The sequence below is a fragment of the Photobacterium sp. GB-210 genome (assembly GCF_003026075.1).
GTDB lineage: Bacteria > Pseudomonadota > Gammaproteobacteria > Enterobacterales > Vibrionaceae > Photobacterium.
The window spans coordinates 78,063-98,536 of the sequence record NZ_PYNU01000009.1; the positions used below are offsets into that span (position 1 = coordinate 78,063).

The window sequence follows — 20,474 nt, forward strand, 5'->3', positions numbered from 1 at the left end:
GTCTTAGTTATACGCCTTCTATCTAATTAAATTAAGACAAAAATCATGTTTTTGCTGCGCTATTTATGAAAACCAATATTACTATTTCAAGCCATTGAATATGGCTTGAAAAAGGCGCAAGGCGACTTAACTACAAATTTCAGCGAGAGTTCTTAAGCGGCGTTCAGATTGAGCAACAAACGGGTTTTTCTGATCCCATGCGTAACCTGCCAGTATCGAGCACACCATTTGTTTTATTTTAGGATCGGGATCGGTATAGAAAATCACTTTTTGTAATTCACCAGAGTACCAACCTTCGACATAGGTACGGAAGGTATTTACCCCTACCATTAATTTATCGGCATATTCTTGCTGCCAATTAACGTCATCGCCTGCTAATTGCTTCAATAAGGCGCTAACAACCAAATCTGCCGATTGCATTGCAATGGTCACGCCTGATGAAAATACAGGGTCTAAAAACTCCCCGGCATTGCCTAATAACGCATAGTTGTTCGTCGCAAGGTGTTTTACATTGGCAGAATAACCGCCAATTTGCGCTGCAGGATTGGCGTATTCAGCTTTGCTAAGCAGCTTATTTAATGTTGGCTCTTGCGCCACAATTTGCTGCAATGCTGTTTTTTCATCAGCATCGTATTGGGCTAAAAATTCAGGCTCTGCCACCACACCTAATGAGCAAGTCCCGTTGCTAAATGGAATAAGCCAAAACCACACATCTTCATTCGTTGGGTGAACGGAAATTAAAATCTTTTCACGATCGTGCTCAACACCGCTGTCTTCAATATGATCCACTACATGGGTAAAAATCGCATGACGTACAGGTAAACAAGACGGCTGCTCTAAATCGAGTAAACGCGGTAATACACGGCCAAAACCACTGGCATCTAGAATAAAGTCTGCTTCGAGCGCATAGCTTTGCCCTGATAACTCATCTCGTACCGTAATCACTGAGTGAGTGTCACCACATTCAATGGCTTCTACGCTGTGTTGATAGCGAATATCAACCCCTTGCTTGGCTGCTTCATCGGCTAACACTTTATCAAAATTACCACGCTGTACTTGGTAAGTCGTACCGGCGCCAGCTGTGAATTTATCGCGAAAATCAAACGCCGTGTAGGTATCTCGACGGCGAAATGCCGCGCCATTTTTATATTGAAAATTAGCGCCTGTTACGGCATCGAGCATATTGGCTTTTTTAATCACTTCCATACAGGCAGGTAACAAGCTTTCGCCGATAGAAAAACGAGGAAAAGTGTTTTTCTCTAAGACAACAACATCAATATTATTTTGATTGAGTAACGCTGCTGCAACAGAGCCTGATGGGCCTGCGCCAATAATCGCAACTTGGGTACGTTGTCTACTGTTCAACATCTTTTTCCTTTTATTAACACTGTAAATGTCTTACCTGACGAGTGTGAGATAAGAAGCAACAATCTGTTTAGAAACATTATCAGCGCAGAGTTTAACAAAGTTATTTATTCACACCATACAACGGGGATCGCTTTATCTTAAAAAACAGCAATTAGGGACATTGTTTTATTTTCTCACAGGAGAGATCACATTTTCGTTTTCAGACGTACACACTGTTAATACGTCATGACAAATCAGGAAGATGCCCATGAACTCTTTTTTGCTTCTGACTCTGTTATTACTTCCTGTAATATCTGGTTGTGCCAACCAAGCATTTTTCTCGCCATCAAATAATGATATGCCAAGTAAAGAGGTCCTTTGGCTTGATTCGCTCTCTGGCAATAAAATTGCTTATCGCTATTACCATCCCACGCATATTTCTTCTATGCCGTCATCAGAACATCGCGGCACTGTGGTTCACTTTCATGGTAACAGCGGGCAAATGGAGCAAACCCAAGAAAAAGTCGCATGGCTGACAGATTATGGTTTTAACGTGATCACTTTCGACTATTCAGGCTTTGGCCACTCAACAGGGACGGCCACAGATAAAGATGCGTACCTTGATGCGATTTCTATCCTCAATTACATCAATCAATATAACCACCAGCCGTTATTTGTTGTCGCGACTTCCACTGGCAGTAATATCTTTTTACGGGCTTGGGCTGATAATCCGATTGAAATTGACGGCATTATTCTCGATTCCCCCTTTACCAGTTATGTCAAAGAAGCGCAGTTTGTTTTAAGCCAAAGCCCTTTTGGTAAACTCTATGATTGGTTTGCACTGATTATTATGCGAGATGATTATGCCGCTGAGCAAAGTCTGCATCGTGTGCCGGAAAGTCATGCCTTAGTCGTACATTGTGAAGAAGATCGCGTTGTGCCGTTTGAATTTGGTGAAAACCTCTATCAACAACTCAAGGGCAATAAGCAATTTATGGCTTTCGATAATTGTCGCCACGCGAGAGCCATGACAGGCGATCACCCTCGTTATCAGCAAAACATTGCCCAGTGGTTAGTTAGCACCGAGCAATACGTGAGACAAAATAACCGAGCGCAAGCCACGCAAATGATCGCTTACAATGAATAATACGGTTTGTTTATGCCGCTGATAACGTTAATAAGGTATGTCCTAAACCAATATTATCTTCACGCTCTGTCACAATAAAGCCCGCTTCTTTGACGATGTCTAAAAAATCATCACTGCGATAGAAACGGCTATTACCGTTGGCTAAACAAGTGAAATATAACGAGGTCGCATTCAAGCTATAGGTCGCCGCTTCGTAACGCTGTGCATCCCAGAAAAGCTCTAAAATATACACCACCGCATCAGGCGACATCGCTTCACGTACGCGACGTAAAATACTCAGTATTTCCATCGGTGAAAAACAATCTAAAAACTGGCTCATCCACCATACATCCGCTCCTTGTGGTAATGCTTGAGATTTATCCAGTAAGTTAGTCCCAACCCCCGAAATACGATCTGCCAGCCCTTTTTCTTTGGCTTGCGTAAGTGCCATCTCAATTTGTTGTGGTAAATCGATAATAGTAACGTTCACATCAGGATCATACGCACAGCACTGTTGTGCCCACTTCCCCGTATTACCGCCAATATCAAATATACGTTTAGGCTTTTTCGCAAAGACACGTTCAAGTAGCAACGGAAATGAACGATCAGAATAGAAATGATCGAAATTAAACCAACTTTCTTTGGCGGCTATAGGCAGTTGAGATAGCCCTTGATAAATGGTTTCCCAATCGCCGAGTTCAACAAGACCTGCGGGTTTGCTTTCTTTAATGGATTGAGAAAGGTGCATCATCGCGGCGTAACATACATCTGCGGTAAAATCGATATTTGCTCGAGTCATACCATCGTGAAGTAAATAATGCCCCAGATTAGCTAAACGGTATTTTGGCGCGTGCCAAGTGACAATATGTGCGCTTAGCCCCATATCTAATAACACTTTTACACCATATTCACTGATCCCTGTTCGCTTTGAAATGGCAACAGCATCCAACCCATCTTTTTTTACTTCATCTAATACGGCTAAGATACCAAGATCACGCAGAGACTTAGCGGTTTGAAATACGATAGGAGCGAAAGCAAGTTTTTGCGCTTCTGTTTTTGCATCAAGAGCATTGAAAGGATCTAGAGAATAATCGGTCACACGACACCTACATAAGTTAAACAGTTGGCGCTTATTCTATCGACCCTTTACTCACTCTTATTGTTTTAAAACAAATTATCAGTCATTAGTTAATATCATTCGCTATGCACTTATTACGATAATTTTATTAATAGTTCTGAATAGTTACACCAAGTTGTTGTTGGATAGAGCGAGATAATTTCACCACCCAGTTATTGTAATTGCGGTGAATATCTGTGCCGTCATAATCCAAATTTTGACTATTTTTATAATCAATACTGTAACTTAATGTTGAATACGAAATGTCGACCGTTGCGGTATGAGTTCGAACAGAAAGGGTTGCCACAATCAAGCCAGGTTTTATTACGCGAGCGCTCCATCCTCGTTGCTCTGCTGCCGTTAATATCGCTTTTTGCACATCATCAATAGAATGTTGTTGCCCAGTGACAGTGCTCGGCACATAGACATCGTTTAAATTCATCACAGGTTTGCTGGTACAGCCAACAATCAGCAAACTCGCCATTATACTCACTAGGGTCTTTTTCATTTAACGCTCGTCATGGTTTTAATTAATCGTCAATAAAGATTATCATCTAGATTGATAGCATCAAACAAGATAGATATTCCATTTTGGAATGCATGACACCTTAAAAACATTACATACTATTTTTCATGGTAGATGCCATAAACAACACAAATATGTTTTTCAATCACAGGTAGACTTTATTATCATAAGCCACATTCATTAGAACACGATATTTATTGCAAACGGTTAACCATGAACTCTGTGCACTTTACAATCAACCAGTGGGAAGCTCGCTCACTCGGCTTGTCATCTCTCGCTGAGTGGCAGCAATGGGCAATAACCCAAAACTGGCCTCAAGCACCAGAGCCTATCGTGTTTGATAAAATACCGCCGATGATGCGACGCCGTATGAGTAATTTAACCAAATTGGCGTTACAAACGGCTTTGCATCTCTCAGAGCAACAGCAGATTGATTATATTATTTTCTCAAGCCGTCATGGTGAATTACACCGCACTGTTAATTTAGTTGAATCAATCATTGATGGTGACGATGCATCTCCCATCGCCTTCTCGCAATCGGTTCACAATACAGCTGCAGGGCTTTATACCATCATCACTAAACAACCGATCCCTGTGACATCGTTATCTGCAGCAGAGCACACGCTTCACTCAGCACTCATAGAAGCGGCGTGTTATCTAAGCGAAAATCCAGACCATCAGGTTTTATTAGTCGATTTTGATGAACCATTACCTGAACAATATCAAGAATTTGAAACCCAACCTCATCAAGGTTACGCATTCAGTGCTATCTTATCTGCAGGTAATGGCTACACGCTCCAATGGAATGAAACAGACAGAAGCAACAAGGAAGTCGCTATGGGATATCCACAAACATTAGATGTCATTAAACATCTCGCTTTAGGGAACGAAGCGTTTAGCCTGTCAGATCAGCGTAACCACTGGCATTGGGTACGAAACAAGTGACAGCATCAAGACTCACTCTGCCACAACAGCTGAATAAATATTGGCGTATTGTTGCAACCGGATTTTGCTTTAGTTTATTTGGTGTTGGCGCACTCACCTTAACTTTTATTATTTTCCCGTTAATGACGAGAACGGCAAAAAATACCCAACAGCGCGAATTTAAAATACAGAAAATTATTCAACAATCGTTTGATTTTTTCTGTCGCACCATGCGTTTTTGCGGCACGATTGATTACCGCTTTGAAAACACAGAATTATTAGAGAACGATAGAAATTGCCTTATTGTCGCCAATCACCCCAGTTTAATTGATTATGTGCTTATCGCTTCTCGACTTCCTCAGTGCGACTGTTTAGTGAAAGCGGCTATCTGGCATAATCCATTTATGAAAGGCATTGTTAAAGCCGCTGGCTATATTCCCAATAGAGATCCAGAAAGTTTGCTCGATGACTGTAGTGAACGATTAGGTAGCGGTAATGTCTTATTAGTTTTTCCTGAAGGTACCCGTACTACGCCGGGAAAAAAATCAAAATTACAACGTGGGGCTGCACAGATAGCAGTTCGCACGACGTCGGATCTCCGTGTTATTCATATCACGGTTGAACCTAGCTTTTTAACCAAAGAAAAAAAGTGGTATCAAGTTCCCGACAGCAAGCCTTTCTTCTTAGTCGAAGTAAAGGATAAAATAGCGGTTGGATCATTTATTGAAAGTAGTGATTCCGCCACAACAGCAGCACGTAAGCTTAACCGTTATCTTGATGATGCTCTTTTTCCTGCTCAACACACTGTTCAGCATCATGATAACAATCACAAGTAGGTACTATGGAACAACTACATAACGAATTAAAAACACTCATCATTGATGCATTAAACCTTGAAGACATCACCATTGATGATATTGAAACAGATGCCCCGCTATTTAATGATGGTCTAGGTTTAGATTCTATTGATGCGTTGGAATTGGGTTTAGCGATTAAGAAAAAATACAATATTGTTATTGATGCAGATGACACTAATACTCGTGAACATTTTGCATCAGTTGCTAACTTAGCAAACTATATTTCTAATAATAAAAACTCATAAAATAGCGTAAAAAAAATGACAGAAGCGAATCGTAACCAAGTTTTTGACCAAGTGAAAAATGTTCTTGTGGAGCTGTTTGAGCTTGATGCAGATGACATTCAACCGCAAACCAATCTATACACTGAACTTGATTTAGACAGTATTGATGCCGTTGATTTAGTCGTTCACTTACAAAACATGACCGGTCAGAAGATCAAACCTGAAGACTTCAAAGCTGTCCGTACCGTTGATGATGTGGTCGATGCAGTGATCGAGCTTGTTAAGGAATAATTGATGATGCGTTTGCTGACAGGCGTGTCAGCATTAGCGTTACTCGCCTATCCCCTCGCGGTTTACTATGGTTTAAGCCGTTGGGGGTTAGGGGTGGTTGCTGGGTTGCTGGCAGTGTTGTTTTTACTCCGCATTATCGCGGCGAAACAGACTCAACTTCGTGAACTTAAGTATATTGCATGGCTCAGCGGTGGCGCGGGATTAACCCTTGCTTTACTTGGCAGCATTTTTCGTGAACATGGCTGGTTTCTTTATTACCCAGTGATCGTCAATATCCTTATGTTTGGGCTGTTTAGTGCCAGTTTATGGCAAAAACAGAGTCTCATTGAACGACTAGCACGACTGCAAGAGCCAGATTTACCACCAAGTGGCGTTCGCTACACCCGCAATGTCACTAAAATATGGTGCGTATTTTTCATTGTTAATGGCTCAATCGCACTTGCGACCTGTTTTCTTCCACTGCAAATATGGACGTTATACAACGGGTTGATCAGCTACCTTCTTGCGGGCAGTCTGTTTGCGATTGAATGGGTTGTACGACAATTTGTTCAGCGTAAATCACAGTGAGAAATTAATCTCTAATTATTGCACCTCTCTACTTGTTCTACCTTCAACACCGGAATTACCATGAAACCATTAATACTGCCGACAACAATGATTCCGTTATCTCAATTAATGCAGCAGTCTGAGCGCCAATCTCCGGTGTCTGTCGATCCATCAAGTCATCAATCATGGCAGCAGTTTCACAATGATGTTGCTTTGCTGAGTGAAAAACTAAACAGCTACGAGCAACAACAATGGGCAATATGTTGTGAAGATAGCTACTTCTTTGCTGTTGCTTTTATGGCATTAGCCCACAGTAAACAGCACATGGTGTTACCAGGTAATCACCAGCCAGCTGCACTTGCAGAGCTTAGTCACCATTTTGATGGCTTACTCCACGATAACAATATTCAATGCCCAGCATCGTGTATTAGCCTTAAGCTGAATACTATAAGCTGGCAGTCCTCACTCAATGTTCCTATTGTATTTGAACCACTAACGCTCGCTGATATTCAACTGACGCTATTTACGTCTGGCTCTAGCGGAAAACCTAAAGCCATTCTTAAAAACCTCGCATTATTAAATAACGAAATTGCCCAGTTAGAAATGCTATGGGGACAACAATTAGCGCAAACCACGATTGTTAGTACCGTTTCACATCAACATATCTATGGCTTATTGTTCCGTATTTTATGGCCGCTGTGCTGCGATCGTAGTTTCAGTCGTTTTGATTTGATCTACCCAGAGCAGGTAATGGCACAAGCCAGTGATGATTGTGTGCTCATTAGCAGCCCTGCGTTGCTAAAACGCCTTGATAATGAGGAAAAAACACAACACTATCGCGCCATTTTCTCTTCTGGTGGGCCGCTACCCTTAGCGGCAGCTCAACAATGCCAAACACTATTTAACCAGTTACCTTTTGAAGTCTTTGGTAGTACGGAAACCGGAGGGATTGCTTATCGTCAGCAACATGATGCTTCGACGCCGTGGCAACGCTTCCCTGTCATTGACATCGCACTGAATGCAGAGCAATGCCTTAAGATCTTATCGCCGTTTATTGATCAAGAACGGTGGTATCAAACCAGTGATCATTGTGAACAAATCGATAACGATCATTTCATTTTAAAAGGTCGTACCGACCGCATTATTAAAATAGAAGAAAAACGTATTTCGTTAACCGATGTTGAGCAGCGCCTGTGTTCGTTACCATGGATTGAAGAAGCCGCAGTATTACCCTTAGAGCAAAATAATCGTCTTATTTTAGGCGCAGTGATTACACTCTCAAATGAAGGAAAAAAAGACATTCAGCAACGTGGAAAAGGGAAATTTTGGTTGCTCCTGCGCCAACAACTTCGCCAATGGATTGAGCCGGTTGGTATTCCGCGCAGCTATCGCCTTGTTGATAGCATTCCTTTAAATACGCAAGGAAAGCGTTTAGTTAGCGATCTAGAATCGTTATTTACTGATGACGCCTCGACATAGTAAGCATAATAATGATGACCAATAGAACACCCACATTACTCGCTCAACATATTGATGGTTATAAGGCCGAGATCACCTTGCGCCCTGACAACCAACTCTCTGATTTTCAAGGGCACTTCCCAACTTTTCCGTTATTACCCGGTGTGAGCCAAATTGACTGGGCAGTACATTTTGCCAAGCAATGCTTTTCTGATATGCCGACCTTATTTAACGGTATGGATGTGATTAAATTCCAAGAGCCAATCTTGCCAGATAGCACCATTACGCTCACACTTGAATGGCGTGACGATCAGCAAAAACTGCATTTTAGCTATACCTCAATCGATACTAGTAACACGCTACATAAACATTCATCAGGTAAAATTAAGCTAGGTCGTCAACATGTGTGAATTTAAGCCCTGTTTTCTGATCCCTTGCTATAACCATGGCGCAACGGTGCCTGCCGTTGTGAATGGGTTGATAAATTATGGTTATCCCATTGTCATTGTTGATGACGGTAGTGAATTAGCCACCCGTGAAATTTTATCGGAACAAGCCAAACGCCCCAATATCAACATTGTTACTTTGCCGCAAAACCAAGGTAAAGGGGGGGCAGTTATCGCTGGCATAAAACAGGCACAAGCACTTGGCTTTACCCATGCAATTCAAATTGATGCCGATGGTCAGCACGATTTATCTGCGTTACCTAAGCTGAGCAATGAATCAAAAAACTATCCTGATTCACTGATTTCAGGCCAACCGATTTACGATGAATCAATCCCTAAATCGCGACTCTATGGCCGTTATGCCACCCATATTTGGGTCTGGATTGAAACCCTTTCGTTTGCTATCAAAGACAGTATGTGTGGTTTTCGCTCATACCCTATCGATGCCGTGATGAATGTGATTAATCACAACAAGCTTGGTTTAAGAATGGATTTTGATACTGAAATCATGGTGCGTTTTTACTGGGATAACGGCGATATTCGTTTTATTGATACCAAAGTTATTTATCCAAAAGATGGCATCTCTCACTTTGATGCATTGTGGGATAACGTCAAAATTAGTTGGATGCATACCAAGCTATTTTTTGGCATGTTGCCACGTATTCCTAAACTAATTAAACGCAAATCATCCGATCAACAACACTGGTCATCCCATGCCGAGCGCGGTACCATTGTAGGGATTAAGACATTACTTGCGGTGTATTCTCTGCTCGGGCGAAAAGCATTTAATCTGATCTTAAAAGCTGTGATGGGCTATTACTACTTAACAGGGAAAACGGCTCGCAAAGCATCTGAAGATTATCTAGAGCAACTTGAACATTACGCCAGTGAGAATCAGCTTTCCTTGCCGAAAAAACTCAACAGCTATGATCATTTATTATCATTTGGTCATACCATGCTCGACAAACTTGTGGCATGGAAAGGCGATTACTCAGAGCAACACTTAACCATTCATGGTAGTGAACATTTTGATGATCTCGCCAAGCGAAAACAAGGGGCCATCATTTTAGGCTCTCACCTTGGCAATCTAGAACTTTGTCGTGCGTTAAGTTCTCGTCATCCCGATATAAAAGTTAATGCTTTGGTCTTTACCGAACACGCAGAGCGCTTTAATGCGGTATTAAAAGCCATTAACCCTGATTCCGATCTGAACCTTATTCAAGTCAATGAGCTCAGCGCAAGTACTGCCATCATGTTGCAGCAAAAAATTGAGCAAGGCGAATGGGTGGTGATTGTCGGTGATAGAACGTCGGTCACCAAAGAGCAACGTGTGGTATGGGCCGATTTCTTAGGTAAACCCGCCCCGTTCCCACAAGGCCCGTTTATTCTGGCTTCGGTAATGAAAGCGCCCGTTTATTTACTCTTTGGTTTACGTGATGACAGCCAAGCAGATCCCCATTTTGATATTTACTTCGAACCCTTCAGCGATGCTTTGATCTTACCTCGTAAAACACGAGAAACGGCATTACAACAAACAGTTCAAGACTATGCATCACGGCTAGAATCTTACACAATTAAAGCCCCATTGCAGTGGTATAACTTTTTTAATTTTTGGCAGCTTAGTGGAAAAAACAATGACAACGACTAATTCAACAACAACTCAACAAACCATTAAGTTTGGTGCTGAACGCCTCACAATTGAAGATGTTTGCGCGATTGCCAATGGTGCTCATGCAGAAATGAACAACGACACGGCATTTAATGAAAAAATTGATCGCGGCGTGGCATTTCTTGAACGCTTATTAAAAGATGAAGGCGTCATTTATGGTGTCACCACAGGCTATGGTGACTCTTGTACTGTGGCGATCCCACCTAAATTGGTTGACGAATTGCCACTGCACCTTACACGCTTTCATGGTTGTGGTTTAGGTGAAGTGCTACAGCAACCTCAAGCTCGCGCAGTCCTTGCCACACGTTTATGTTCTCTGTCACAAGGCGTTTCAGGCGTGAGTCATGAGTTGCTCAACCAGTTAGTCACGCTGATTAATCATGACATCGTGCCACGTATTCCAGAAGAAGGCTCTGTGGGTGCCAGTGGCGACTTAACACCACTGTCTTATGTTGCAGCGACCTTAATTGGTGAGCGTGATGTTATCTACAAAGGTGAAATTCGCCCCACCGCTGAAGTGTTTGCAGAGCTTGGCATCTCGCCAATCCAATTACGCCCTAAAGAAGGGTTAGCGTTAATGAATGGCACATCTGTGATGACCGCATTGGCTTGCCTCGCCTACAAACGCGCCGAATATCTTGCGCAAATGGCAACCAAAATCACCGCGATGGTTTCTGTCGCCATGCAAGGTAATGATTTCCACTTTGATGAAGCACTGTTTGCGGTAAAACCTCACCCGGGGCAACAACAAATCGCAAGTTGGTTACGTTCTGATCTGCAAGCTGAACGTCCACCTCGTAACAGTGATCGCTTGCAAGATCGCTACTCTCTCCGTTGTGCGCCGCATGTTATTGGGGTTTTACAAGACAGCCTACCTTGGCTACGCCAAATGATTGAAAACGAACTCAACAGTGCCAACGATAACCCAATTATTGACGGTGATAACGAGCGTGTTCTGCATGGCGGTCACTTCTATGGCGGTCATATTGCGATGGCAATGGATACGCTAAAAACAGCCGTCGCTAATATTGCCGATCTACTCGATCGTCAAATGGCTCAGTTAATGGATTATAAGTTTAATAATGGCTTACCCTTTAACTTAACCGGTGCCGTTGGTGAACGTAAGCCGATCAACCATGGCTTTAAAGCCGTGCAAATTGGGATTTCAGCATGGACCGCAGAAGCATTAAAACACACCATGCCAGCCAGTGTTTTCTCTCGCTCAACGGAGTGTCATAACCAAGATAAAGTCAGTATGGGAACCATTGCATCACGTGACTGTTTACGTGTATTACAGTTAACAGAGCAGGTGACTGCCGCTTCGTTACTGGCAGCAACCCAAGCCATTGAACTGAGAAAACGTGATGATGAACTTAACGCTTCACACCTCAGTCCTGCATTAACAAAGATGAATCAATCCGTGTTAGAGCACTTTGAACCTGTGATTGAAGATCGCCCGCTTGAACATGATTTACGTCTGTTCATTGATATGATTCAGCAGCAGCACTGGGCGTTGTATTACTAACCTCTATCACGTGTAAAAAATTAACCAAATACTCACTCTACATACAGAGTGAGTATAGTTTTTTAAACTATCATCTTGATAACTTATATTTTCTTATTTTATGTGTGTTGGGAAATCAATAAATGACAGTAGGTAAACCGATATTGATTAGTGCAGAGCTATCACTCACCACAAACTTTCAAGATGCCGATCCAATGGGCGTTATTTATCACGGTAACTACTTTCGCTATTTTGAAGAAGCACGTCATCAGTTAATGAACAAATTGCACTACAGTTATCGTGAAATGGAAGCATCTGGCTATGTGTGGCCTATCATTGATACCCGAGTGAAATACGTAAAAGCGATTCCCTATGATCACCCCATTCGGGTGACGGCAACATTAACTGAATGGGAAAATCGTCTGCGGGTTGATTACGTCATTTATGATGGTGAAACTGGCGCACGTATGACGAAGGGATACACCATGCAAGTGGCTGTTAGTATAGACAAACGTGAAATGTGTTTTGTTTCGCCTAAAATATTTACCGACAAAGTGGAGGCATATCATGCCAACAATGTGTAGTCATTCTCGCTTTAGTGCCCATTTAAAACGCGTGGTAAAAGCATCCTTTACTATGTGTATGTTAGCACTGACCAGCATTTCAGCTCATGCAATAACGCTAGAACAATTACAAACAAAGTTATCTTCAGAGCCTTTAGTGCGCGGTGATTTTAGCCAACAACGTGAAATGGCCATGTTTGATCAACCACTCATCTCTAGCGGTCAGTTTCTCTTATCAGCCAAAAAGGGATTATGGTGGCATCAAACAGCCCCTATGCCTGTTTCTTTAGTGCTAACACAAGATAAACTCAGCCAACAATTTGATAATCAACCTGCACAAGTGCTGGCTGCCAGTAAAAATCCAATGGTATTTTACTTTAGCCACGTATTCTTATCACTGTTTAAAGGCGATACTTCACAGCTTAAAGAGCAGTTTGATTTATCACTGAAAACCTTAAAAGACAGTAAAACCCATGAACAATGGCAGTTAGTGCTTACGCCTAAAGCAGCCCCGTTAAATAAAGTCTTTAGTCAAATTTCAATTGAAGGTGGTCAGTTTATTAATAAGCTAGAGCTAGACGAAATTCGAGGAGATAAAACCCTCATCACCTTTAGCCAACAAACCACCACCCCAACGACTCTGACATCAGAAGAAAAACGTGTTTTCCAATTCTAAGTTAGCCAGCTTATGGCTCGCGATTATGTTGATCTTGGTAGCCGCACTTGGCTACCAACTCACCGCGCGTAAACAGCTCCCTATCGAAACGAACATCTTGGCACTGCTCCCTGAAAATCGCCAAGACCCTATTGCTCAACAAGCGTTTGATCATATCGCCACCAGCATGAGCGACAAAGTCGTCTTTGTTGTCGGCAGTAAAAACAGCGATACCATGATTAAAGCTGCCAACGATTTTAGCCAAGCACTACCTTCGCTAAAACTCTTTAGCCATATTGATGCCAAAGTCAGTCAAGATCAGCAACAAGCATGGGCCAAACTGTATTACCCCAAACGCTTTCAATTACTTACGCCTGAGCAACAAACGCGACTGCGAGAACATCCCGAGCAACAAACACAAAACGTATTAAATGCCATGTATAACCCGTTTTCTGGCATTACAGGCACAGAGCTTACTAACGACCCATTCTTATTATTTCGTGAATACCTTACCGAGCTCACTGCCAAAGCAGGAAAATTCAGTCTCAAACAAGGTTTTCTCACCACGGAGTATCAAGGTAAGCATTACGCGTTAATTACCGCTAATCTCGCTGGCTCAGCCTATAACATTGAATTACAAGATAAACTTCCCGCGTTACACGCTTTAGAAAAACAAATAGAAAGTAAGTATTCACTTGCAGGTTCCGCATTAGATATTCAGCAAACTGGCGTGATTTTCTATGCCGCCCACGGGACAAAAAGTGCTGAAGATGAAATCAGTACGATTGGATTAGGCTCACTACTGGGCATTATCGTGTTATTGATCGCGGTATATCGCAGCACCTTGCCTTTAGCCCTTGCCCTGTTATCTATCACCTGTGGTTTAGTTGCCGCCTTTGTCACAACCGTGGCTATTTTTGGCAAAGTGCATCTGTTTAGTTTGGTGTTTGGCGCAAGTTTAATTGGGGTATCGATTGATTATGCTTTTCATTACCTCACCGACAGATTAGCCGCAGGTAAGCACTGGAATTCACAGCAAGGCTTAAAACATATCTTTAGCGCGATAACGCTCGGTTTAATTACGAGCCTAATTGGTTATTTGAGTATGTTGGTCGCCCCTTTCCCAGGGTTGCAGCAACTCTCTTTATTCTCAGCCATTGGTTTAACTGCCGCCTACGCCACTGTGGTGTGTTGGTATCCAACCCTTGCCGATAAACCTAGCCCACCTCGGTCGATTCCCTTTGCTAGCGTATTAGGTCGCTGGCTACATATTTGGCAACAGCCGAGTGTTCGCTGGGTAACACCGATCCTATTAGCACTGTTAGCCCTCTATGGTTTAACTAAAGCGAGCTACAACGATGACATTCGCCAGCTACAAGCACTTCCAGCATCATTACAACAACAAGAAGCCACCATTAAGGCGATTACGGGAGTAAGCAGTAGTCAACAAATGCTGTTAGTGAAAGCGGATAGTGAACAAGCGCTGCTTAATAAAATTGCCTCAACCGATCACACCTTGGATGGATTAATTCAACAAGGAGCATTAAAAAGCTACCAAAGCCTTGGCCAATATATCCCCACACTTGACCAACAAAAAGCCAATTTCGCACTAGTCAAACAGCTTTATCAGGAACAAGGTGCAATACTAAGTCAACGCTTAAACCTTGCGAAACCTGTTACGTTTTCAGCAACCTTTGAACCGTTAACGATGACGCACTTCCTCGCCTCATCTGTTTCTGCCCCTCTTCGCTTCATGTGGTTAGGTTCACTCAAAGATCAGCAAGGTGTAAGTAAATATAGCGCTGTCATTTTACTGCACGACATCAAGCAACAGCACACCATAGCAGAGTTAGCACAACACGATAATGGGTTAACTTATCTCAATAAAGCCGATGAAATTTCATCGCTCTTTGGTCAATATAGAGAACATGTCACATGGCTACTGATTGCGGCAAGCTTTGCCATTTATCTGTTACTTGCATGGCGTTATGGCATAAAGCAAGGGGTAAAAATGATCGCGCCATCATTAATTGCAGGGATAGCAGGCATTGCGATCACTAGCTTAACAGGCACCCCACTTAACCTGTTCAACCTATTAGCCTTGATATTAATTTTGGGTATCGGTATTGATTACAGCCTCTTTTTTGCTGAACTAAAACCTAACACAGGACACCAACAAGGGATCACGACATTGCTCGCGATCACCTTGTCAGCATTAACAACGGTCTTATCGTTTGGCTTATTAGCACTGAGTGAAACCCAAGCCATCCACAGCTTTGGTATCACGGTGTTAACAGGTATCATTATCGCTTGGCTACTCGCGCCACTGGCAATGACTCGAGTAAGAACACCACAAACACCCAAATAAGTAAGGCAACGAGCGATGAAAAACAGAAGAAAACGTACAACCAGTATGCTTACTTTATTAATAGCTAGCCTGATGTTAGTGGGATGTGCGACTAAACCAATGGTGCAACAAAACCAAGTTGAGATTGCACCTAATACGCTTGTGACCTTACCGACGCCTGCTCAACTGGGTTACTCATTAACGGCGAGCCAATTAATCACTGCGACATGGAATAAAAAAAGCCATCAACTGCCCGTCCAATTACAAGTTGATCCTAAACGTGTCGCTTTAGCTGGTTTTTCCTCGTGGGGAACGCGTATTTTAAGTTTAGATTACCAAGATCAGAAAGTTGAGACGTACGTGATGCCAGGGCTAGGAGCAACATTACCCGATCCCAAACAAGTATTATTTAATATCATGATCACGCTGTGGCCAATCAATGCTTGGCAAGCCCCATTAGAGCAAGTAGGTTGGCAATTAAAACAAACACCAAACCATCGACAACTAATTGATAGTAAAGGTGATATAATCGCGGACATTGAGTATAAAAATGCCAATCCTTTAAAAGGTGAGATTATCTTCACCCATCATCAACAGCACTATACGATTGACATTAAAACACTACAATCGACGGAAAAATAACGAACTCTCAGCCATCATTGAATAACCGAATACGAGCACTATGCAAAAGATAGCCGACAAACAGCCAATCTATATTCGAGGGTGTGGGTTTAACTCAGCGTTAGGCTGTAGTAACGACATTATCCACCAACGCTTACGTCAGGGAATGAGCCCTGATATGCAACCAGTTCAGGGCTGGTTAAATGACGGCTCTGAGACTGTCATAGGTAAAGTATCATCACCATTACCTACCATTGATGACAACGTTTTTCCGCATCAGAATACGGAAAATAATCGTTTAGTTTTATCGGCCTTACAGCAAATTGAAGCTGATATTCATGGCGCAATTACCCAGTATGGTCATGATCGTATTGCCGTCATTGTTGGAACAACCACCTCAGGGATCAGCGATGGTGAACAAGCGTTAACCAGCCAAAAAAACACCCAAAATTTTCCAACCGACTATCACTACCACCAGCAAGAGCCTTCTAATACAGGGCAATTTATCGCTGACTATTATCAGTTAACCGGTCCTTGTTACACCTTATCAACCGCTTGCTCGTCTAGTGGGCGGGTATTTTTATCTGCCAAGCGTATGTTAAAAGCTGGGGTAGTGGATGCTGTTATTGTCGGTGGCGCAGATACTCTCTGTCGTTTAACGCTTAACGGTTTTCATGGTTTAGATTCACTCTCTAGCACCTTATGTAACCCCTTTAGTGATAACCGTAACGGCATAAATATTGGTGAAGGTGCCGCTTTTATGTTGCTAGCTCGCACGCCTGATGAACGCCAACCCGCTCCTCATATTGCGTTACTCGGTATCGGTGATAGCTCTGATGCTCACCATATTTCAGCACCACACCCAGAAGGTACTGGTGCAGAAATGGCAATGCGAAAAGCCCTTAAAGATGCCAAACTTACCCCTGAAGATATTGGTTATATCAACGCCCATGGAACAGCAACCCCGTTAAATGATGCAATGGAAGCAAAAGCGATTGCACGCGTTTTTGGCAATCAAGTCCCTGTAAGTTCAACCAAACCATTAACAGGACACACGCTAGGTGCCGCTAGCGCAGTTGAAGCGGCCATTTGCTGGCATTTACTGCGTTACGACTTACCGCTACCAACACAAATTAATGATGGTGCTGTCGCAGACGATCTGCCAATCCAATTAGCACCAGCAGATACGGCATTCACTAAACCTGTCATGTTAAGTAACTCATTTGCATTTGGTGGTAACAACATCAGCCTTATTATTGGACGTACCGATGACTAATTGCCCTCCATTACATCAACTTTTACCCCATGAAGCACCGATGATCCTTGTTGATGATCTGATCGATGTGGGCGAAAAACATATTCATTGTCGTGTCGCGATCAGTCGCCATTGCCTCTACTTTGATTCAGAAACACAGTCGATCCCCGCTTATGTTGGGATCGAGTTTATGGCGCAAACCGTCGCAGGTTGGTCTGGTTTCCACGCATGGAAAAAAGGTGAAGATGCCCCCATTGGTTTTCTGCTAGGTTGCCGTCGCTACCACAGTGAATGTAGTGCATTTCAAGAACACGAAATTTTAGACATTCATGCCGAACAAATTATGGAAAATAACGGTATGGCTGTTTTTGACTGCAAAATCATTTGTCATCAGCAAATCGTCGCAAGCAGTCAACTCAATGCCTTTGTTCCCTCAAAATCACAATTAGAACAAATGCAACTAGATAACAATAATAGGAAAAACGCATGACTCAACACGTACTCGTAACAGGTGCCAGTAAGGGGATCGGTCGCGCAATTGCTATACAGCTCGCTAAAGATGGTTTCACTATCGCCGTTCACTACATGAGTGATAAACCAGGCGCAGAAGCAACATTAGCCTCAATTACTGACGCTGGCGGCCATGGTCGCCTTATTCAATTTGATATCAGTGATCGTCAGCAATGCCGCGAGCAGCTTGAAGCCGATATCGCCGAGCATGGTACTTATTACGGTGTCGTCAGTAACGCAGGGATCACCCGAGATACCGCCTTCCCTGCGATGACAGAACAAGAATGGGATGGCGTGATCCACACGAACCTTGATAGCTTCTACAACGTGTTACACCCTTGTGTAATGCCTATGGTGCAAAAGCGTAAAGGCGGCCGTATTGTAACCTTAGCATCGGTTTCAGGGATCACCGGTAACCGAGGGCAAACCAATTACAGTGCCGCAAAAGCGGGGGTGATTGGCGCAACTAAGTCATTAGCGCTAGAGCTTGCTAAGCGTAAAATTACAGTTAACTGTGTCGCGCCCGGCCTGATTGATACCGGTATGGTCGATGAGCACGTAAAAGAACACGCACTCCCACAAGTGCCTCTTCGTCGTATGGGAGAGCCTGAAGAAGTAGCAGGACTGGTGAGTTACTTAATGTCTGATATTGCAGGCTATGTGACTCGCCAAGTGATTTCGGTAAACGGAGGTTTAGTATGAGTCGTCGCGTTGTTGTCACTGGTATGTCGGGTGTAACAGCCTTTGGTAACGATTGGGAACATATCGAACCTAAACTTCGTGCTTGTGAAAACGCCACTATTTATATGCAAGATTATGAGCTTTATGACGGCTTAAATACCAAACTTGCAGCTCCTATTGAAAATTTTACATTACCGAAGCATTACACCCGTAAAAAAATCCGTTCAATGGGGCGTGTTTCTAAACTATCAACACTGGCGACTGAAAATGCACTGACTCAAGCTGGGTTACTGAACAATGAGGTACTGACAAACGGTCAAACGGGTATTGCCTATGGCTCATCAACCGGTAGTACGCCTGCAATCAGTGCATTTGGTGTAATGCTAAATGAAAAAAGTACCCGTGCTATCACCGCGACAACTTATGTTCAAATGATGCCACATACAACAGCTGTCAATGTCGGCTTATTTTTTGAATTACGTGGCCGTGTTATTCCCACAAGTAGTGCATGTACTTCAGGAAGCCAAGCGATTGGTTACGCCTATGAAGCGATTAAACACGGTTATCAAACCGTGATGGTTGCAGGTGGCGCAGAAGAGCTTTGCCCAACAGAATCGGCGGTATTTGATACCCTGTTTGCAACGAGCCTTAAAAACGATGAACCAAAATCAACACCACGACCTTATGATACGGATCGTGATGGCTTGGTAATTGGTGAAGGTGCTGGCACATTAGTGTTAGAAGAATACGAGCATGCCGTTGCACGTGGCGCTAAGATCTATGCCGAAGTGGTAGGATTTGCGAGTAACTGTGATGCCGCCCATGTAACACAGCCACAAAAAGAAACCATGCAGCTTTGTATGGAGATGGCACTGCAACAGGCAAATTTATCGCCAAGTGAAATTAGTTACATTTCAGCACATGGTACTGCAACCGAAAAAGGTGATATTGCAGAAAGCCAAGCAACAGCGAGTATCTTTGGCAACAACACTCCAATTAGCTCTCTGAAAAGCTATTTAGGCCATACCCTTGGGGCCTGTGGTGCGATTGAAGCGTGGCTAAGTTTAGAAATGATGCATGGCGGCTGGTTCAGCCCAACGCTTAACCTTGAGAACGTTGATCCTGAATGTGGTGATTTAGACTACATTCGTGGCGAAGGTCGCAACCTTGATTGCCAATATATTATGAGCAACAACTTTGCGTTTGGCGGGATTAACACTTCCATTATCTTTAAGCGAATGTAACTTAAGATACTCTAACGATACCGTATCTATACCATTATAAATAACCATGCTTGAACATTTTATCACTTCTCAAGCATGGTTAATTTCAATCGTATTATTGCTGTTTTAAAAACGTAATTGCCTGATCTTTTTCTTCTGGCAGGAAGAATTTAATGTCTATTTTACGAAACAGCTTATCTTCCACTTTTACGATTTTTTCTATCCATTTTTTCTCTGCAACAACAGCCACTTTTGCTACATGTGATATTCCCGCATGAAACAAATAGCGCACTTCTTCTAGCAATGCTGAAAATTCAATCCCATCAAAATTGTCAATCTGCTCAAAGATAACAACTTTACCGTGTAATTCTGTCTTCGCCTGAGCATCAAACAAAATACGTTTCATATCATCTTCAGTCACTTTGCCATCAATTGAAAAAGCCACGGCATTATCAATATCTAAGTTAATCATAGTTAACATTATAAGTTTCCTTAATCCATCAAGAAATGATGAAAATACTATGCGCTTTTTAAATGAAAACGACAGTAATTAAAGAGCATAATTAAGGGAAATGAAATTTCAG

Annotated in this window: 22 protein-coding genes; 18 read left to right on the forward strand and 4 right to left on the reverse strand. The window is 42.7% G+C overall.

What is annotated here, in order from left to right; all coding sequences use genetic code 11:
• Positions 1-126: 126 nt before the first annotated feature.
• Positions 127-1,368: an NAD(P)/FAD-dependent oxidoreductase gene (locus C9J38_RS12495; protein WP_107207384.1), complete on the reverse strand. Its 1,242-nt coding sequence runs from the start codon at positions 1,366-1,368 to the stop codon at positions 127-129.
• 247 nt (positions 1,369-1,615) lie between these two features.
• Between C9J38_RS12495 and C9J38_RS12500 the strand changes: the two genes are divergently transcribed.
• Positions 1,616-2,494 carry an alpha/beta hydrolase gene (locus C9J38_RS12500; RefSeq protein ID WP_107207385.1) on the forward strand — a complete coding sequence of 293 codons (879 nt, stop codon included), beginning with the start codon at positions 1,616-1,618 and terminating at the stop codon, positions 2,492-2,494.
• Between the two features lie 10 nt (positions 2,495-2,504).
• Here C9J38_RS12500 and C9J38_RS12505 read toward each other — a convergent pair whose 3' ends face one another.
• Positions 2,505-3,572, reverse strand: coding sequence for a methyltransferase (locus tag C9J38_RS12505; RefSeq protein WP_107207386.1), 1,068 nt, complete (start codon positions 3,570-3,572; stop codon positions 2,505-2,507).
• A 127-nt stretch (positions 3,573-3,699) separates the two neighbouring features.
• Positions 3,700-4,098, reverse strand: coding sequence for a hypothetical protein (locus C9J38_RS12510; RefSeq protein WP_107207387.1), 399 nt, complete (start codon positions 4,096-4,098; stop codon positions 3,700-3,702).
• A gap of 231 nt (positions 4,099-4,329) precedes the next feature.
• Between C9J38_RS12510 and C9J38_RS12515 the strand changes: the two genes are divergently transcribed.
• The 17 genes from C9J38_RS12515 (at position 4,330) to C9J38_RS12595 (ending at position 19,911) form a co-directional block, all read left to right on the forward strand.
• Positions 4,330-5,061: a beta-ketoacyl synthase chain length factor gene (locus C9J38_RS12515; RefSeq protein WP_107207388.1), complete on the forward strand. Its 732-nt coding sequence runs from the start codon at positions 4,330-4,332 to the stop codon at positions 5,059-5,061.
• Positions 5,058-5,876, forward strand: a complete 819-nt coding sequence (locus tag C9J38_RS12520; protein WP_107207389.1) for a 1-acyl-sn-glycerol-3-phosphate acyltransferase — start codon at positions 5,058-5,060, stop codon at positions 5,874-5,876. Before C9J38_RS12515 ends, C9J38_RS12520 begins: the two co-directional genes overlap by 4 nt.
• Positions 5,877-5,881: 5 nt before the next feature.
• A complete protein-coding gene (locus C9J38_RS12525) occupies positions 5,882-6,142 on the forward strand; it encodes a phosphopantetheine-binding protein (RefSeq protein WP_045148502.1) in 261 nt (86 codons plus the stop codon).
• 15 nt (positions 6,143-6,157) lie between these two features.
• Positions 6,158-6,412 (forward strand): acyl carrier protein, encoded by a 255-nt coding sequence (locus C9J38_RS12530; protein WP_107207390.1) that lies wholly within the window; start codon positions 6,158-6,160, stop codon positions 6,410-6,412.
• 3 nt (positions 6,413-6,415) lie between these two features.
• Positions 6,416-6,979, forward strand: a complete 564-nt coding sequence (locus tag C9J38_RS12535; protein WP_107207391.1) for a hypothetical protein — start codon at positions 6,416-6,418, stop codon at positions 6,977-6,979.
• Between the two features lie 60 nt (positions 6,980-7,039).
• Entirely contained in the window at positions 7,040-8,437 is a 1,398-nt protein-coding gene (locus C9J38_RS12540) for an AMP-binding protein (protein WP_107207392.1), read from the forward strand.
• 14 nt (positions 8,438-8,451) lie between these two features.
• Positions 8,452-8,826 (forward strand): 3-hydroxyacyl-ACP dehydratase, encoded by a 375-nt coding sequence (locus tag C9J38_RS12545; RefSeq protein WP_107207435.1) that lies wholly within the window; start codon positions 8,452-8,454, stop codon positions 8,824-8,826.
• Positions 8,819-10,510: a glycosyltransferase gene (locus C9J38_RS12550; protein ID WP_107207393.1), complete on the forward strand. Its 1,692-nt coding sequence runs from the start codon at positions 8,819-8,821 to the stop codon at positions 10,508-10,510. Before C9J38_RS12545 ends, C9J38_RS12550 begins: the two co-directional genes overlap by 8 nt.
• Entirely contained in the window at positions 10,497-12,056 is a 1,560-nt protein-coding gene (gene hutH / locus C9J38_RS12555) for a histidine ammonia-lyase (RefSeq protein WP_107207394.1), read from the forward strand. Before C9J38_RS12550 ends, hutH begins: the two co-directional genes overlap by 14 nt.
• A 122-nt stretch (positions 12,057-12,178) precedes the next feature.
• On the forward strand, positions 12,179-12,619 hold the full coding sequence (locus C9J38_RS12560; RefSeq protein WP_107207395.1) for a thioesterase family protein: 441 nt from the start codon (positions 12,179-12,181) through the stop codon (positions 12,617-12,619).
• A complete protein-coding gene (locus C9J38_RS12565; RefSeq protein WP_107207396.1) occupies positions 12,603-13,274 on the forward strand; it encodes an outer membrane lipoprotein carrier protein LolA in 672 nt (223 codons plus the stop codon). The genes C9J38_RS12560 and C9J38_RS12565 overlap by 17 nt, the downstream gene beginning before the upstream one ends.
• Positions 13,258-15,621, forward strand: coding sequence for an MMPL family transporter (locus C9J38_RS12570; protein WP_107207397.1), 2,364 nt, complete (start codon positions 13,258-13,260; stop codon positions 15,619-15,621). Before C9J38_RS12565 ends, C9J38_RS12570 begins: the two co-directional genes overlap by 17 nt.
• Positions 15,622-15,636: 15 nt before the next feature.
• Positions 15,637-16,242: a DUF3261 domain-containing protein gene (locus tag C9J38_RS12575; protein ID WP_107207398.1), complete on the forward strand. Its 606-nt coding sequence runs from the start codon at positions 15,637-15,639 to the stop codon at positions 16,240-16,242.
• A gap of 40 nt (positions 16,243-16,282) precedes the next feature.
• Positions 16,283-17,497 carry a beta-ketoacyl-[acyl-carrier-protein] synthase family protein gene (locus C9J38_RS12580; RefSeq protein WP_107207399.1) on the forward strand — a complete coding sequence of 405 codons (1,215 nt, stop codon included), beginning with the start codon at positions 16,283-16,285 and terminating at the stop codon, positions 17,495-17,497.
• Positions 17,490-17,966: a hotdog family protein gene (locus tag C9J38_RS12585; protein ID WP_107207400.1), complete on the forward strand. Its 477-nt coding sequence runs from the start codon at positions 17,490-17,492 to the stop codon at positions 17,964-17,966. The genes C9J38_RS12580 and C9J38_RS12585 overlap by 8 nt, the downstream gene beginning before the upstream one ends.
• Positions 17,963-18,688 (forward strand): 3-ketoacyl-ACP reductase FabG2, encoded by a 726-nt coding sequence (locus tag C9J38_RS12590; protein ID WP_107207401.1) that lies wholly within the window; start codon positions 17,963-17,965, stop codon positions 18,686-18,688. The genes C9J38_RS12585 and C9J38_RS12590 overlap by 4 nt, the downstream gene beginning before the upstream one ends.
• On the forward strand, positions 18,685-19,911 hold the full coding sequence (locus C9J38_RS12595) for a beta-ketoacyl-ACP synthase (protein WP_107207402.1): 1,227 nt from the start codon (positions 18,685-18,687) through the stop codon (positions 19,909-19,911). The genes C9J38_RS12590 and C9J38_RS12595 overlap by 4 nt, the downstream gene beginning before the upstream one ends.
• A gap of 94 nt (positions 19,912-20,005) precedes the next feature.
• Here C9J38_RS12595 and C9J38_RS12600 read toward each other — a convergent pair whose 3' ends face one another.
• Positions 20,006-20,371 (reverse strand): STAS/SEC14 domain-containing protein, encoded by a 366-nt coding sequence (locus C9J38_RS12600; protein WP_107207403.1) that lies wholly within the window; start codon positions 20,369-20,371, stop codon positions 20,006-20,008.
• Positions 20,372-20,474: the final 103 nt, after the last annotated feature.

Coding starts and splice junctions, on each gene's coding strand:
- C9J38_RS12495 (WP_107207384.1), bottom strand. CDS start 1,368: ATGTTGAACAGTAGACAACGTACCCAAGTTGCGATTATTGGCGCAGGC.
- C9J38_RS12500 (WP_107207385.1), top strand. CDS start 1,616: ATGAACTCTTTTTTGCTTCTGACTCTGTTATTACTTCCTGTAATATCT.
- C9J38_RS12510 (WP_107207387.1), bottom strand. CDS start 4,098: ATGAAAAAGACCCTAGTGAGTATAATGGCGAGTTTGCTGATTGTTGGC.
- C9J38_RS12515 (WP_107207388.1), top strand. CDS start 4,330: ATGAACTCTGTGCACTTTACAATCAACCAGTGGGAAGCTCGCTCACTC.
- C9J38_RS12525 (WP_045148502.1), top strand. CDS start 5,882: ATGGAACAACTACATAACGAATTAAAAACACTCATCATTGATGCATTA.
- C9J38_RS12530 (WP_107207390.1), top strand. CDS start 6,158: ATGACAGAAGCGAATCGTAACCAAGTTTTTGACCAAGTGAAAAATGTT.
- C9J38_RS12535 (WP_107207391.1), top strand. CDS start 6,416: ATGATGCGTTTGCTGACAGGCGTGTCAGCATTAGCGTTACTCGCCTAT.
- C9J38_RS12540 (WP_107207392.1), top strand. CDS start 7,040: ATGAAACCATTAATACTGCCGACAACAATGATTCCGTTATCTCAATTA.
- C9J38_RS12545 (WP_107207435.1), top strand. CDS start 8,452: ATGACCAATAGAACACCCACATTACTCGCTCAACATATTGATGGTTAT.
- C9J38_RS12550 (WP_107207393.1), top strand. CDS start 8,819: ATGTGTGAATTTAAGCCCTGTTTTCTGATCCCTTGCTATAACCATGGC.
- hutH (WP_107207394.1), top strand. CDS start 10,497: ATGACAACGACTAATTCAACAACAACTCAACAAACCATTAAGTTTGGT.
- C9J38_RS12560 (WP_107207395.1), top strand. CDS start 12,179: ATGACAGTAGGTAAACCGATATTGATTAGTGCAGAGCTATCACTCACC.
- C9J38_RS12565 (WP_107207396.1), top strand. CDS start 12,603: ATGCCAACAATGTGTAGTCATTCTCGCTTTAGTGCCCATTTAAAACGC.
- C9J38_RS12575 (WP_107207398.1), top strand. CDS start 15,637: ATGAAAAACAGAAGAAAACGTACAACCAGTATGCTTACTTTATTAATA.
- C9J38_RS12580 (WP_107207399.1), top strand. CDS start 16,283: ATGCAAAAGATAGCCGACAAACAGCCAATCTATATTCGAGGGTGTGGG.
- C9J38_RS12585 (WP_107207400.1), top strand. CDS start 17,490: ATGACTAATTGCCCTCCATTACATCAACTTTTACCCCATGAAGCACCG.
- C9J38_RS12590 (WP_107207401.1), top strand. CDS start 17,963: ATGACTCAACACGTACTCGTAACAGGTGCCAGTAAGGGGATCGGTCGC.
- C9J38_RS12595 (WP_107207402.1), top strand. CDS start 18,685: ATGAGTCGTCGCGTTGTTGTCACTGGTATGTCGGGTGTAACAGCCTTT.
- C9J38_RS12600 (WP_107207403.1), bottom strand. CDS start 20,371: ATGTTAACTATGATTAACTTAGATATTGATAATGCCGTGGCTTTTTCA.